Source organism: Robiginitomaculum antarcticum DSM 21748, assembly GCF_000365025.1.
Taxonomy (GTDB): domain Bacteria; phylum Pseudomonadota; class Alphaproteobacteria; order Caulobacterales; family Maricaulaceae; genus Robiginitomaculum; species Robiginitomaculum antarcticum.
In genome coordinates this window covers 12,926-27,513 of the sequence record NZ_KB823013.1, presented here as the reverse complement: position 1 = coordinate 27,513, position 14,588 = coordinate 12,926, and the positions used below count along the sequence as shown (strand labels likewise).

The window sequence follows — 14,588 nt, the reverse complement described above, 5'->3', positions numbered from 1 at the left end:
GTTATAGCCTTAGCAAAATATGACGCCGCGTTGCCGCGAAAAGACAGAGCGTCACGACAAGCGCAAGGCACATTGATCCTGCGGTCATTATAAGGGTCAAAGGCGGAGGTGGCCCGCCTTCCAAAAGTGGATAGCGAAACAACCGGATGAAATGAGTAATCGGATTCATATCAGCAATTAAGGCGCGCGTACCGCCGCGAAGACCCGGATACCACCAGATCGGCGTAATAAAAAACAGTAGCCGCATGAACGAACTGGTTAGTGCCGCCAGGTCCGGTAAATATGTGCCAATAATTGCAAATAAAAGGGTGAGGCATAAGCCAAATATTATTAAAAAAATGACCGCGGGAATAATCCAGAAAGCCTGTAGTGTAAGGTTAATATCTGTTGCAACGAATATAATCGCAACTGTGATGCATTGCAGGAGCATTTGAAACAAGAACCGCGAGGTTTCGCGCAAGGGGAAATTCATTATTCCGATTGGGACATTTTGTATGATTTTCAGATTACGGCTAAAAACACTATATGAGGCAGTAATACAGCCGCTGATGAATGTGAAGACAACATAACCAACGCCGACATAGGCCATAAAATCATCGCGATCCGCGCCGAGAATATCACCGAAAAGAATGCTGATTGTGACAATCCAAATCGCCGCTAAGACGGGATAAAGCACGATGCCGGCATGTGTCCGAATATTAGCGTTGACAACATCCTGCCACGCAAAACGCGCCCAGAACCGCCAGTTTTTTAGACTGGAGGCAAGATCATCAAAGAGTGACATGTTCATCATAGCATTCTCTATTCTCTATCAAAAGTTCAATGGTGCTCAGCAAGGCGTCATCTATATTGTCTTACCTTTCGAGGGACTCTTCGGCGCTTTAATGTCGCGCAATATAAGCTGTTTTGGTAAATAAAGTGCGGGTTTCCCACGTTCAAAAAATTCTATTTCATGGGCCTCTTGAAAACGTTGAAAATATTGTTTTTGCGAAGAGGTTATGCCTCCGGTCTCATTACGCAGATCATTGACAGTCAAGAGGGCGTTCAAACTGTTTATGCTATCTTTGCCGTATAAACGCACCACTCGTGATCTAAACTCTGCATCTGCTCCCGTTGGGACAGGATCGTAAAATCCGATGCTTTCAGAAAGCTCTTCGTGGTTATAGGCCGGTGATAATACGTCTTTTTGAAGATAGCCGCCGGGCCGAGCTTGAGCGCCTTCAGAGCCTGATATATTAATATGACCAGCTTCAATCGCGACGGCGTCTTCATTACATTGAAATTCACTGACAATGCGGTGAACTTTTTCGGGATGCGCCCAATCCTTAGGGTTCTGACAGATAATATATTGACCTTTTGCAAGCCCAATTCCATGATTTCTGGATACAAACTTTCCGCTATTTTTTTTCAAAAAAATCGTATGGACTCGGGAGTCAGATTTGGCGATATTTCTAATAATGTTGGGCGTTTTATCTGTGCTCGCACCATCAATGATGATAAGTTCAATATGTCGATAGGTCTGATTTAAAATAGATGCCGCGCAATTGGCGAGGGCGGTTTCGCAATTATGTGATGTGACAATAACCGTAACAAGCGGGCCGCCTTCAACGGTTTTGGCTACATAGCTATCGTTCTGTGATGCAAATATATTGTCTGCGGCAAATGGTTTTTTCGTATCAATTCGAGTGACCGGCAATAGGCCGCTACATTCAAATGCGGCATTGATATATTTTTCTTGCAGGTCATAATTTCTGTTTCGAAAAGCCAAATTCGCGTAAAGAAGGTGACGGTTAATTATATCGCCGGCACTGCTTTTGTCGCGGCGCTCCTCCATTAAAGAGGCTAGGCTTTGCGCGGTAGCGGTCATCTGCCGGGAATGGAGCAAATCATAAAAATAAATGACGGTTGAGTAGTCTAGCGCGGAGTTGTTTTTATTGAGAAGAATTTGCACAATAATTTTTAATTCATTATCAGATAGCCGCTCTGCATTCTCAGCGAAAGTATTTATTAGCCCGGTATGCGGCTTGGGTTGTGAGAGTAGATCTTGAACTGCAATTTTTAATTTTGCTGTTTGTTGTGTTGATATAAGTGCGCGAATATAAAACTTCACCTCATGCGCGCTGTCTTTAAATTTTGAAGGTAGATTTTCAAAATAATCGACGGCGCTTTGCATTTTCAAAAGACTTGTTAAGCCGCTTAGGCGAAGTCGGTGTTGCCGATCACCAAGCAGGTCACCATAAGCGTCTAAAATGCTCATTACCGCATGCTCTTTATTGTTGGCTAGAAGAAACCAAAGCGCGCCATAAGTATTGTTTGCAAGCGCGGGGTTTTCAGACAGGCAATATTGCGCCGCATCTCTTATAAATGGGTCTTCGCTGTCCAATAGCGTCTGAAATTCCAGCTTCGTTTCAAGCTCGGGTGAGCTATGAAAGGCTAAAATTGAGCTGTCTAAAAATGTCGTCGCAACGGGCATTTTAAAGTCCGCTAAAGCCCGTTTCGTAAAAGTTAGCGAGAGCGTATTAAATTGAAACGTTCCTTTGCCGGAGGCGCGCACAGCGAGGCCAAAACTTGCAGCATTTTCGGGTATTTCAAAATGCGTTTCTGTCACACCCTCTTTAAGTTCATATGACATGCCATCAATCCGTCTTGTCTCTGAATACAGCAATACATATAGCCCTAATCTGACCGTGTTAGATTTTGCCAAATCGGTCCTAATGCAAACTGTTGAGAAGGTTCCGGCTTTTTCCAACAACAACTCTAATGTTGGAAGCGCATTAAAACGAAGCGTAATATTGCTGGTTGTCAAATAGACTTTGTCGCGGGTTCGGCATTTTAATGTCATTAGCCCCGAATCATCTGCCCTCAACTTTTTCTTTCTCAGCTCATGCGACAAAAGGTGGGTTTGCTGAACGCGCGACCCTAAAATTATGTCGCACGGAATTTTTACAGGGGAGGCTATGGTCTGCATGATGAGTCTCAAGGCTTATAAGTCAATATGGTCAAAGACTTTTGATTCAAATATTATGAATTTATGTTGGATTACATAGGCGAGTGAGTCAATTGCAGCTATTAGTTCTGAAAGCTTGTTCACCCTAGATTCAGTGTGCCTCGTAACACAGTTTCTGCTTTAATATTGTCTCTAGCTCGCCTGAGTCTTATGAGGTCTGATTTTAATGATGCTCATGTGCTAAGACCTTGAAACATAATCTGTAAAAACGTGAATTTGCTGTTGCCCTCATAAAGCTGCATTACTATATACAACCGAAATTAATGCGGGATATGTATACGCCGTGGGCGAATCGAAAGGGCGGCCTTTGCCGTGATATTCAATAAATGAAAAAAATATAGCCGTTATCGGCTGTGCTTACTGGGGAAAAACTTGGCCCGTAACTTTGCCGAGCTTGGCGCTCTGGCCGCGATTGTTGGTCCAAACCCGGAAACTGCACAATTTCATGATAGTTTAATGATTGAACGTCGAACTTATTGACCACATTATCATAAATTTCATGGGCATCATAAATAAGGCGGCATTTCAGCTTTTTCTTAAGGCGCATTCCCGCAAGGAGCGTAGCGTCCTCGTGGCAATAGACAATATTAAGCTTCCATTCCATGTCATCGTCACGCTTTGATATGCTGACAATCCAGTTAAACATGCGTAAATTAAACGGGTCTTTTCCGGTACCTGTATTTTGCCAAGCTGAGCGTAATTATCCGCAACTTTACCGGAACGCATAATATTTCCAATGGCGCCGAAGCCTCCTGATTTGCGGCCCAATATTTGGTAAACAATGCTTAAAACAGCAAGCCCCATAACTGTAAAAAAGATTAACAATCCATAAGCCAAGGTGCGTGGAATTTCCTGTCCAAACATATATGCGCATCAGAGAAGATTGATTTGAATGCGCCGCATCCCGGTTTAATCGCAAGCAAGAACAAAATAGCAAAGGCGATAAGAGCGATTATACCAAATTTTATATATCTGAGAACGATGTCCATGAACAATTTTCTGTACAAGGCGGCTCGCCAATTGCAGCGGGTAACCGGAATTTGATCGCCGGTAATGGACTTTGTTGAAGATTTATCCGTGGTGGTGACGCCAACGATTTAAACGGTGTGCCCCGCTTTTTGCAGCGAATGACTTTACCGTATAACGCGGCGGTCTGATGTTGCCGTATTCGGTACCAACACTAAAATTATCGAGATACATTTGCCTCAATAAAATTTAATAATCTTAGTACGGCTTTTAGGCAGTGCGGGCAAGGGTATCAAGGCGAATGATCCGTTAAAATCAGGAAGGCGAGATTAACGCTAGGGAGAAATGTTAAGGCGTGAAAAGTTAAATTTTTTCAATAATCCACTGTATTTTTTTCAGCTGATCGCGCATAATTGCAGCGGTTAACAATATAGGATTATGCAATTCATTGCGGTGATCAGATATTCGCTCTAGACGGGGTATCGCAACGCGCAGCGTATAGTGGACATATATAATTGAGTAAGGTGCCAAGTTGAATATAATGATCATAACACGCCATTTCCCGCCTGCTGTATCCGGCGGTGCGAGGCGGCCATATGGACTCTTTCTCGCGTTAACAGCGCTGGGGCACTCGGTCAATGTTGTTGCGCCAGAGCTCCCGGATGGCGTGCCCGGACTGTCTATTTTTCATGCGAATTCCAGTCCCGATTTTGATGAGGCTCCCGCCCGAACGACGCCAATCCGGGATTTTGCCCGCGAGGCTCTTTTGCTGCCGGACCCTGACATCCGCTGGGCGAGGAGGGTGGCTAAGGCAGTTAAGATATCCGGACTGGCACGGCCCGACTGGATCATTACGACCAGCCCCCCCGAATCGATACACGTTGCCGGAGAAATACTAAAAACGCATTATGGTTGCCAATGGCTCGCCGATTTCCGTGATTTTTGGTTGAAAAATCCCCTACGCAAAGACCGACTAAAAACCGTACGCAGACTACGCGAAACGGCCATCGCCAACAGGCTCATGAAATCCGTCAATGCTGTCGCAGCCACTGATGAGCATATTGCGGCAGAAATTGCTTCGTATACTGCCGACAATATGCCTTTTGCGGTTATCCCAAATTTCGCGATACCTCTCACTCTTATGCCCGAGGGAGACGCCGCATTATTACCGCATGATAAGAATAACATTGTATATACCGGTAGTTTTTCGCTGTCAGATCCGGGACGCAAATTTGAGGAGGCTTTGGAGCAATATTGCGCACTCGCTAAAGACAATGATCGTCTACATATTGCAGGACGCCTTACGTCACAGGAATTAGATACGCTTTCAAAATTTCAGACCACGTCTGATATCGAGTATCACGGTGTATTAAGCCTGCCCGACGCGTTAGCGATGCAAGCTCAAGCGGATATTTTGATGCTCTTTACTTCCGAAGGGGCTATGTCGCCATCCGGTAAATTTTATGAATATTGTGCGCTTGATAAGCCAATTCTGCTTGTCTGCCCAAGGGATTGGCATGCCGTTATTGATGAGATGGAAAACCCGCCTCACATTATCAAGGACACTACGGTAATTCGTCCTGTCAGAAATGAAGCCGCGCACTCGCAATCTGACCAACTCTTTTATGCGTATCAATTCTTAGAGCTTATGGCCCTCAGCACTCGTTGATCACGAAGCCCGGACTGGAAATCCAGCGTTTTAAATAACAGATCACATCGCAGGCCAAGCCATTTATTGCCCGCTTGCAGCGCGTGTTATTTTAGATATTGCTCTGCAATTTTCACATTGCAGAGCATTTTATAATGCTTATGACTTGGTCTTTATAACATATGGCTTACATTAGAGGTTCAGACTGCATGAAAAAGGTGTTTATAGTTGTCGGGACACGGCCCGAAGCAATTAAAATGGCGCCTGTGTACAAAGCGATGCGGAGCCATAAGATGCTCTATCCTGTCTTGATTTCAACGGGTCAACATAGAGAAATGCTTGATCAGGTTTTTGATTGTTTCGGGATAGCGCCGTCTTTTGATCTTAATGTCATGACCCACAATCAAAACTTAAGTGAGGTTCTGACGAAAAGCCTGACTGGACTCGGTGACTTGATTGACTCAGAGCGCCCGGATTGCATCCTTGCGCAAGGGGATACGACAACTGTCTTGGCATCCGCTCTTGCCGCATTCAACCGCCAGATTGATTTTGGTCATGTTGAGGCGGGGCTAAGAACATATGATCTGAAAAAACCTTATCCCGAGGAGGGGTATAGGCAAATGGCGGCAAGGGTGGCCCGCTGGCATTTCGCGCCGACGCCAAAACCGGCGCAGGATCTTCGCAGTGAAGCGCTGTCCGGCGAAATTCATATTGTCGGAAATACAGTAATTGATGCGCTTTTGGATATTTTGTCAAAGCCCGTCAACCTTCCGGTGGATATTAAGGGCAAAAAAATGGTCCTCATTACGGGACACAGGCGAGAAAATCACGAGCATTTTCGTATGATTTTCAAAGCTTTTAAAAAGCTGGCCGGAGAGTTTACGGATTTTGAATTTATATATCCGGTGCACCTTAATCCCAATGTCAAAGAGATTGCTCAAAAAGAGCTTGAAGGCATTGATAATATTCAGCTTATAGCGCCTGTCGGATATGCACAAATTGTGGCGTTGATGAGCGCGGCTTCACTTATCATAACCGATAGCGGAGGCATTCAGGAAGAGGCGCCGAGCCTCAAGGTTCCGGTATTGATCATGCGAGAGTCGACAGAGCGCAAAGAGAGCGTAGAGATCGGCGCGGCAAAACTTGTTGGCGTTGATCCGGAAAACATTTACAAAGAAGCGCGTTATTTATTGGCTAACCCTGCAGAGAGACTTAAGATGCAGGTGGATGAAAATCCTTATGGCGACGGTAAAACATCGGCCCGTATCTGTGACATTCTAAGCAAAGCTTTATAAAAAGCTTTATAAGTCGTCTCAATACAATATTTCATCATAAAGTCTGAGCCGGAGTAGTGCGATTAAAAATGTTACAGTTATAGGGCTTGGCTATGTCGGATTGCCGACCGCGGCGTTGATCGCGCGGGCGGGATACCGGGTTCACGGCGTTGATGTGGATGAGAAATTGGTAGCTGCTTTAAAGGCTTCACGGGTTGATTTTCACGAAGATGATGTGAATGCTTTGATTGCGTCTGTTTTGCAGGATGGTACACTAACTGTGTCACAGGACATTATGCCTGCGGACATTTTCATCATATGTGTTCCAACGCCAATTTCGCGTGATAAGACCGCAAATTTAGACATGGTCCGGGCCGCGTCTCAGTCCGTTTTGCCGTATCTGAAGGACGGCGACTTAGTCATATTGGAATCAACTAGCCCGATTGGAACAACGCAAAATGTGATTGGCGGAATTTTCAGCCAGCGCGAGGTTCAAATAGATCTGTGCTATTGCCCCGAGAGAGTATTTCCGGGCGATACAATTCGCGAAATTTTAGAAAATGACAGAGTGATTGGCGGCGTCACCCCGCACGCGGCGCAGCGGGCCAAAGCGTTCTACGCGTCGTTTTGCAAAGGCGACCCTATACTGACGACGGCGGCGTCTGCAGAATTTTCGAAGCTTATGGAAAATACCTATCGCGACGTTAATATTGCATTGGCGAATGTTTTCGCGCGTATTTCAGAGCATGTCGGCGTTGATGTCTTGGAAGTTATTGCGCTAGCCAATATGCATCCGCGGGTAAATGTTCATTTGCCCGGACCGGGCGTAGGCGGGCACTGCATTCCTGTGGATCCTTGGTTTCTTATTGAAGCTTTCCCCAGTGAAACCCAGCTCTTTAAAACATGCCGCGATATTAATGATACGCAAGCCTCAAGGCTTATTGATAGAGCGGAACATGCTGGTTTGAGGCGCGGCCAAAAAGTTGCCATTTTGGGCGCAGCCTACCGGGGTAATATTAATGACGCCAGAGATAGCCCTACGGAGCTATTGATCGCTGAACTGGCGCGCAAGGGTTACATCTGGATGACGCACGATCCTCTTGTAGATAAATTTACGCCTAAATGCGGTAATTCCGCCAATCTCTGCCACGATTTAGACAAGGTATTGGATGGCGCAGATGCAGTTTTCCTTATGACTAGGCACTCTGTCTATGGCGATTTAAAGGTCGGGGATTTTAAGAGTCTTCTGCCCAGCGCAATTATTGTGGACGGGCCGCGCGCTTTAAATCCTGCTCTATTAGACGCACTCCCTCATAAAACGGTTATCACAGGAAAGTGATTTAGGAAATATTCCAACACCATATCAGAGCCGAGCCGCTTCCAGCGGCTTTGTCACTTTAATGCCGATTTCCAGACTATCTGCTAAACTCTAGAGGTGAAAGTCTAAATCAACATCTGTCACCGCTTCCATCCCGATGTAATCAAACGCGCCATCTGGAAAGTGTTGATAAAGCCATACCTAAATCCTCGGCAATATCGCGAACCGTGCAGGTGCTCTCGCGGCTTAAATGAACCGCCACACGCCGAAACGCTTTGGTAAATATCTGTCGTTGACCTGTCATGGGTAGCTCCTAATTTACAGGAAGCACTCTCCACTTTACTGAAGCAAGTCCAAAACACTTGCAAGACGTGGGAGGTCGAAAGAAGAATCGCGCAGAATGGTCACATGTTCCAATAAGAAGACGAGAACGATAGCGCAAAGGTTTAGATCGATAAAAGGCGCTCAAAAACTACTCCTTGCTCAGAGCTAGGTCTACAATCTCTTCAATTATCGACGTCACCTAATCTCAAGAAACACACTCCGGAAATTCTGAATCCAGGCGCAGATCGAATGGAATTTCGTGACGACATCCGCTTACGCTTAAGTAATCGAGTAGAGGAAAATAGCGTCTAGTTCAGTTAATGTGGCAAAGCCCCTGGGGCTATCGATGAGATTTATAAGATTCTGCGTCACCATTCAGAGACCATGTGGAATTTAGGTTGACATGAACTTTCGGTAGTCTTTACAAATCGAATCGATGCTGCCGAAATCTCTTATTTTACCCTGATGAAGCCATAAAGCTTTCTCACAAAATGTAGAAATTATCCGGTCCGAATGGCTTGCAAGCATGAGAATGCTCGCTTGTCCGATCTTATCTTCTAAACGCTTTCGGGCTTTCTTATAAAATTGCATGTCCCCTGTCCCAAATACTTCGTCTATGAGCAAGATGTCAGTGTCGAAACTTGTCGCAAGACCAAACCCGACACGGGCTCTCATGCCACTAGAGTAAGTCCGCATGGGTTGGTTTGCAAAGGCACCAATCTCGGAGAAATCAATAACATCTGCCAAAGTATCATTGATCAATTTGCGGGGGATGCTCATCAAGTCCGCGGCATCGCGTATATTCTTGATTGCCGAGGCATCCATATTCATTCCAATTGTTGTTGTGAACAAGGTGGCGACGCGGCCATTAATAATGACATCGCCTTCGTTTGGACGCAATATGCCAGAACCAAGTCGCAGAAGCGTGCTTTTTCCGGATCCGTTTTGTCCAATGATACCGACTCGGTCGCCAGATTTTAACGTAAGATTAATTTTATCAAGCGAGGCAATCGAATGGCGGTGACCACGTTTTATGATGCGTGCGCCAATACCTCTTTGCTCGCCTGCAGCAATAGGAGCATGAGATGGATAGAAGACGCTAGCTTTGTCGAAAATGAGATTAGGCATATATTAGAAGTGGCGGATCATGGAGTAGCGGGCCACATGAAACAAAGTGAGCGAAATCACGCCTATCACAATCGTGCATCCAATTACGACCCAAAGCGAAAGATAGGGAAAAGAATTACCGAGCAACGGCTCACGTACGATAGCAATATAGTGGGATAGCGGGTTGTAGACAGTCGCCAGCATACGAATGCCTTCGCCTTTCGAATACCAGAAAATGGGGGTTGTAAACATCAGCATCCGCATAATCGGCTGCATCATAAATCTTAGATCGCCAAAAAACACGCCCGCCAATCCCATACCAAGAGCGAGTAACGTTCCGGTCAAAAAATAGAGTGGCAGAGCCAGTAATACCCATATCCAACTGAGTTGAGGGGGAGACTTACATATATAAAGCGCAGCGATAACAAATAAGATCTGTAATCCCGTAGACACCGTAACTTTCGTCAGTGTCCGAAGAGGGTAGATGAATAATGGGTTGGGAACATTCAGGATCAAATTACGGTAACGCATGAAACTGTTGACACCATTGACTAGAACACCAGAAGCAAAATTGTAGACAACAATTCCAATTGTCAAATAAGCCAAATAGCTCGGATTACCTTCGCCAAGGCTATTTCCAATGAAAAAATAAATGATGACAATCCAAGCGAGCGCTCCAATGAGGGGCCAAAGAATTCCTAGAGATGCTCGCGCATGATCATTGACTAAATCCCGCACCCCTAAACGTAACCACAAACGCGGAAGTTTCAGGCTAGCTACAACATCGGCTATCCCACTTCGGTGATAAGTCTGAATCATAGCAACCAGTTTCATCAAAATAAAAAGCCAGACCCTAGAGAAGGGCAAAAGCAGCATTCGCAATACCAAGTAGGTCATACTTCCGCAAGCCTTGTCTATCTAGGTTCAAGCCATCGATATCAAGTGGGTTGCACAATCTTATTTTGACTGCTAAATCGCGCACGGCTACCAGTAGTAATGGACCTACGGTGCGGAGCGATGGATAATCCGTCAACTGTTTTACTCAGAATGAGCCGCTTTCGGGCGGCCCGGAGGTTACTACGTGTCACGTATACTTGTGCTGGTACCTAATATCGCCACAAAAGATCGCCGCGTATTGCGGCAGACTAAAAGCCTGATGAATCAGGGACACGAGGTCGAAATTGTTGGCATCGTAACAAATGATGCGCCTGGCACACGGGCCATTTCAGATGAAGGCATCCCAATTACGCGGGTGCAGTGGCGTGCGGAAAGCTATGTTGAGACCGCAAAAATATATGCCCGTCGCCTTATGGTCGGCGTTCTTATTCTCCTGGGGATGATCGCCGGAACCATTTTACTGACAACGTTGATCGTGCCGCGCACCTTACAGAACGTAATCGAAATTTTGATGCCGGTTTGGTCCCAAGAGATTCCAAAAGTCGGGTATCAATTTATCGCCATTGGCCTTGTGGGCCTGTTTTTAATCGGACTGCTTTTGGCGATCCGAACGGCGCGGAAAATTCTGTCGCGTTTCGGGCGTCTGGGTGAGCTATCTAAAATGCGTAGAGTCGCGGAAAATTACTCGGCGCTTGAGGAAGGCTATAAGCCTGAGCCAAAAAACCTCCGCGAACGTATTCTTGGATTGTTAGGGAACCCTCAACAGCTCTCGTTTAGGTCTTCGGTTAAGGTTCGAGCCAAAAATATGTTCGCGCGGCTTGAAGAATTTAAGCCCGATATTGTCTATTGCCACGAGGTGATGACCCTTCCCGTGGGGACGGCCGCCAAAAAGAAGTTTGGCTGCAAAGTCATTTATGACGCGCATGAGTGTTATGATGATTTAGCCCACGCTGAACCTTATATCCTTGCAACCTATGCTGAGTTGCATGCCAAGCACCTTCGCTCTGTCGACCTGTTGATCGCTGTCAATCAGCACATTCTGGACTATTACATCGAGACTTATGAAATGAATGCACATTTTCTGGTCTTACCGAATACGGTGTTTCGTGATGATGGGAAACCTTATGATGGCCGACTGCATGACAAAGCAAGTCTGTCATCTGACAATCGGATCCTTTTGTATCAAGGCGGATTTGGGAAAAATAGAGGGCTAGAGAGCATCGTAGAGTCTGGCTATCTTCTACCGGAAAACTGGTTCCTCGTGATGATGGGCTGGGGCAACATGAAAGAAGAATTGCTGGCGCTATCAGATGACTTCAAGGCTCAACTTCGGACTGATATGGCCGATAAACTTCTGTCAGAACGCAAGAAATCTCCGGATTATGTTAAGCGTATCGAACGCGCGATGGAACACATCACAAGAAATAACGAACAAGCATCACAGGATAACATCTTCGACAGCGTCAGTGTTTCTGTCGAGACGCAGGCTGAGACATCGGGTCTTGCCGGTAAAACACGGGAACAAACACTTCGCGCTTATGCCGCGCAGAAGCTAATTGATGAAGGTCTGAAGAATCCGAGTAATGATGCGATCAATGATGTCGTCGCCAGCATACTTCGGATGGAAGGTCAAATCGAGCAAGCGGCTGGACTGAAGGCTATCGTCGGAACGACTGATACCTTTGAGGGCGGCGATATCAAAATGGCGCGAGAAATTGTGCGCCGTGAAATTCTCCGTGAAATCAACATGGAGCTGGAGCAGATGGAATCTCGGGGCGAACTTGATAAAGTTCGATTCATTAAACCCGCGCCCCATGACGAGCTCGTTGAGTGGACGAAGGGCGCCGATATTGGGATCGTACCGTATTTGAATACGGGTCTGAACCATTGGCTTTGCTCGCCAAACAAGTTGTTTGAATACCCTAATGCGGGCGTCCCCATCATTGCCTCGCGGATGAAGTTTTTGGCTGAGGTGATTGGCAGAACCAATATTGGCTGGACCATACCAAGCGATTTTACGCCGTCTGACGTTTCACTATGCGTTAAACGCGTGACCGATGAGGCTCTGGCGACCAAGTCTGAGGCGTGCGCAGAATTTATGGACACGAATGACTACAAAACTTACGAACCAGACTTAATCGAAGGGGTACGTAAGCTGTTGGCTGGAGAGCGCTTTGTATTAGGGCCGGATGGAAAGCCCCAAGTTGCCGGTATGACGATTGCATCACTTGGGTCCCCACACAACAATTCTCACACTGCATAATCAGGAAATATTTTAATGTCTAGAATTGCCGAAAGCGCGAATATTTCCGACAGTGCATCTGTCCATGAGACCTGCTATGTTGATGCAGATGCAAAAATAGGTGCGGATACCAAAATTTGGCACTTCTCACATATTTTGCCGCGCACAAAAATTGGGAGCGGTTGCTCGATCGGGCAAAACGTTAGCGCTGGTCCGGATGTGTCTATTGGGAATGGCTGTAAAATTCAGAACAATGTTTCGCTATATACTGGCGTCGAGTTAGAAGACGGCGTGTTTTGCGGGCCGTCTATGGTCTTCACCAATGTGACGACGCCACGCGCCGATGTTAATCGCCGAAGCGAATACGCTAAAACAATTGTCCGAAAAGGCGCGACCATCGGCGCAAACGCCACAATCGTTTGCGGCAATGAAGTCGGCGGGTATTGTCTTATAGCCGCTGGCGCCGTTGTCGTTAAGGCCGTTAAGGCGCATGCTCTTATGGCCGGGGTTCCCGCTAAACGCATTGGTTGGGTTTCGCATGCCGGTGAAGTTCTTCGGCCGGATGATGCGGGGCGAATGATCTGCCCGCGCACCGGGGATGAATATCAGGAAACTGACGGAAACCTGGTTTTACGTGAAAGCCAATCGACATGAAAAAAATTGTCACAATCGTTGGTGCTAGACCTCAATTCGTGAAAGCGGCCATCCTGCGCCGCCTTTTCGATCAACATCCAGATTTCGAAGAAATTCTGGTGCACACAGGTCAACATTATGATGAGAAGATGTCCGACGTCTTCTTCGAAGAATTGGAAATCCGTCCGCCAGAATATCATTTTGACATCAACGGTAAAAGCCATGGCGCAATGACCGGTGAAATGCTCGCGGCGATTGAAGAAGTCCTTCTCAAAGAAAAGCCGGACGCGTTGCTGGCTTATGGCGACACGAATTCGACCATTGCTGGATCTCTAGCCGCCGCCAAGCTACATATCCCTGTTTTTCACGTTGAAGCTGGTCTGCGCAGTTTTAACAAGAAGATGCCTGAAGAGATCAACCGGATTATGACCGATCACATGTCGGACTTACTTTTTTGCTCGACAGATGCTGGGGTAGAAAACCTCCAGAACGAGAATATCACGCAAGGCGTTCACCATGTTGGCGATATTATGTATGATGCGGTTTTGCACATGCAGCGCACGACGGAGAGTGTAACGTCAATTCAAGGCATTGATTTGACGGACGGCCCAATTGCGGCCTGCACGCTTCACCGCGCCGAGAACACTGACGATAAGGTCCGGCTTAAGGAAATTATCGAGGTGTTGAACGGCTTTGCCGATGACTATACTATCGTCCTTCCCCTTCACCCACGGACAAAAAATGCCGTCGCGGCTCACGGGTTGGATTTCGGCAAGATCAAGACCATCGATCCCGTGGGCTACCGCGAGATGCAAGCGCTACTCTCGAAATCCGACATGGTTTTTACGGATTCGGGCGGTTTACAGAAAGAAGCCTATTTCCATGGTAAGCCCTGCGTCACGCTACGCGACGAAACGGAATGGGTCGAACTTATCGATAATGGTTGGAACCGTTTATGGACTCAGGATAGCTACAAGCCGCGCAAGCCGATCGAGCAATATGGTGATGGCGACACGGGCGAACGGATTGTCGCAATCCTCGAGGCGTTTTTCAAAAACCGTTGACCTAAATTCGGTTGACAACCTTCCAGTGTCATCTCGCTGGAGGGGCTGGCGGTTGATGGTCGCGCAGGGTCTACTCCCGATGTTTCGTATCGCACGGCGTGATGTGGA

General features: G+C 46.6%; 12 protein-coding genes. 6 read left to right on the top strand and 6 right to left on the bottom strand.

From position 1 onward, the window contains the following. Position 1: 1 nt before the first annotated feature. From H142_RS0109615 to H142_RS16855, 3 genes are all read right to left on the bottom strand, one after another. Positions 2–793: an ABC transporter permease gene (locus H142_RS0109615; RefSeq protein WP_017931924.1), complete on the bottom strand. Its 792-nt coding sequence runs from the start codon at positions 791–793 to the stop codon at positions 2–4. Positions 794–844: 51 nt separating this feature from the next. Continuing rightward, the gene (locus H142_RS0109610) at positions 845–2,893 is read right to left on the bottom strand and encodes a glycosyltransferase family 2 protein (RefSeq protein WP_233341661.1); all 2,049 of its coding nucleotides are present in this window, start codon (positions 2,891–2,893) and stop codon (positions 845–847) included. A 639-nt stretch (positions 2,894–3,532) separates the two neighbouring features. Further along, positions 3,533–3,871 carry a hypothetical protein gene (locus H142_RS16855; RefSeq protein ID WP_156811987.1) on the bottom strand — a complete coding sequence of 113 codons (339 nt, stop codon included), beginning with the start codon at positions 3,869–3,871 and terminating at the stop codon, positions 3,533–3,535. 643 nt (positions 3,872–4,514) lie between these two features. Here H142_RS16855 and H142_RS0109590 point away from each other — a divergent pair. The 3 genes from H142_RS0109590 to H142_RS15195 all read left to right on the top strand — a co-directional run bounded on the left by H142_RS0109590 (position 4,515) and on the right by H142_RS15195 (position 8,234). Next, positions 4,515–5,642: a glycosyltransferase gene (locus H142_RS0109590; protein ID WP_026147943.1), complete on the top strand. Its 1,128-nt coding sequence runs from the start codon at positions 4,515–4,517 to the stop codon at positions 5,640–5,642. A 161-nt stretch (positions 5,643–5,803) separates the two neighbouring features. Continuing rightward, positions 5,804–6,916, top strand: coding sequence for a non-hydrolyzing UDP-N-acetylglucosamine 2-epimerase (wecB, locus tag H142_RS0109585; RefSeq protein WP_324602982.1), 1,113 nt, complete (start codon positions 5,804–5,806; stop codon positions 6,914–6,916). A gap of 43 nt (positions 6,917–6,959) precedes the next feature. Further along, the gene (locus H142_RS15195) at positions 6,960–8,234 is read left to right on the top strand and encodes a nucleotide sugar dehydrogenase (RefSeq protein ID WP_083899004.1); all 1,275 of its coding nucleotides are present in this window, start codon (positions 6,960–6,962) and stop codon (positions 8,232–8,234) included. Positions 8,235–8,376: 142 nt separating this feature from the next. On the opposite strand, the gene H142_RS16665 is transcribed toward H142_RS15195, so the two are convergent. From H142_RS16665 to H142_RS0109570, 3 genes are all read right to left on the bottom strand, one after another. Beyond that, a complete protein-coding gene (locus H142_RS16665) occupies positions 8,377–8,517 on the bottom strand; it encodes a transposase (RefSeq protein WP_083899003.1) in 141 nt (46 codons plus the stop codon). Positions 8,518–8,930: 413 nt separating this feature from the next. Continuing rightward, positions 8,931–9,665: an ABC transporter ATP-binding protein gene (locus tag H142_RS15190; protein ID WP_017931916.1), complete on the bottom strand. Its 735-nt coding sequence runs from the start codon at positions 9,663–9,665 to the stop codon at positions 8,931–8,933. A gap of 3 nt (positions 9,666–9,668) precedes the next feature. Beyond that, entirely contained in the window at positions 9,669–10,541 is an 873-nt protein-coding gene (locus tag H142_RS0109570) for an ABC transporter permease (RefSeq protein ID WP_026147942.1), read from the bottom strand. A gap of 238 nt (positions 10,542–10,779) precedes the next feature. On the opposite strand from H142_RS0109570, the gene H142_RS0109565 reads away from it, so the two are divergent. The 3 genes from H142_RS0109565 to wecB (H142_RS0109555) are packed head-to-tail and all read left to right on the top strand — an operon-like array spanning position 10,780 to position 14,480. Further along, the gene (locus H142_RS0109565; RefSeq protein ID WP_156811986.1) at positions 10,780–12,804 is read left to right on the top strand and encodes a glycosyltransferase; all 2,025 of its coding nucleotides are present in this window, start codon (positions 10,780–10,782) and stop codon (positions 12,802–12,804) included. A gap of 15 nt (positions 12,805–12,819) precedes the next feature. After that, entirely contained in the window at positions 12,820–13,437 is a 618-nt protein-coding gene (locus H142_RS0109560; RefSeq protein ID WP_017931913.1) for an N-acetyltransferase, read from the top strand. Continuing rightward, complete coding sequence (gene wecB, locus H142_RS0109555; RefSeq protein ID WP_017931912.1) at positions 13,434–14,480, top strand: non-hydrolyzing UDP-N-acetylglucosamine 2-epimerase; 1,047 nt, start codon at positions 13,434–13,436, stop codon at positions 14,478–14,480. The genes H142_RS0109560 and wecB (H142_RS0109555) overlap by 4 nt, the downstream gene beginning before the upstream one ends. The last annotated feature ends 108 nt before the right edge of the window (positions 14,481–14,588 follow it).

Bases quoted from the DNA above. Each gene is read 5' to 3' on its own strand.
- H142_RS0109590 (WP_026147943.1), top strand. From the start codon at position 4,515: ATGATCATAACACGCCATTTCCCGCCTGCTGTATCCGGCGGTGCGAGG.
- H142_RS16665 (WP_083899003.1), bottom strand. From the start codon at position 8,517: ATGACAGGTCAACGACAGATATTTACCAAAGCGTTTCGGCGTGTGGCG.
- H142_RS16855 (WP_156811987.1), bottom strand. From the start codon at position 3,871: ATGTTTGGACAGGAAATTCCACGCACCTTGGCTTATGGATTGTTAATC.
- H142_RS15190 (WP_017931916.1), bottom strand. From the start codon at position 9,665: ATGCCTAATCTCATTTTCGACAAAGCTAGCGTCTTCTATCCATCTCAT.
- wecB (WP_017931912.1), top strand. From the start codon at position 13,434: ATGAAAAAAATTGTCACAATCGTTGGTGCTAGACCTCAATTCGTGAAA.
- H142_RS0109560 (WP_017931913.1), top strand. From the start codon at position 12,820: ATGTCTAGAATTGCCGAAAGCGCGAATATTTCCGACAGTGCATCTGTC.
- H142_RS0109570 (WP_026147942.1), bottom strand. From the start codon at position 10,541: ATGACCTACTTGGTATTGCGAATGCTGCTTTTGCCCTTCTCTAGGGTC.
- H142_RS0109615 (WP_017931924.1), bottom strand. From the start codon at position 793: ATGATGAACATGTCACTCTTTGATGATCTTGCCTCCAGTCTAAAAAAC.
- wecB (WP_324602982.1), top strand. From the start codon at position 5,804: ATGGCTTACATTAGAGGTTCAGACTGCATGAAAAAGGTGTTTATAGTT.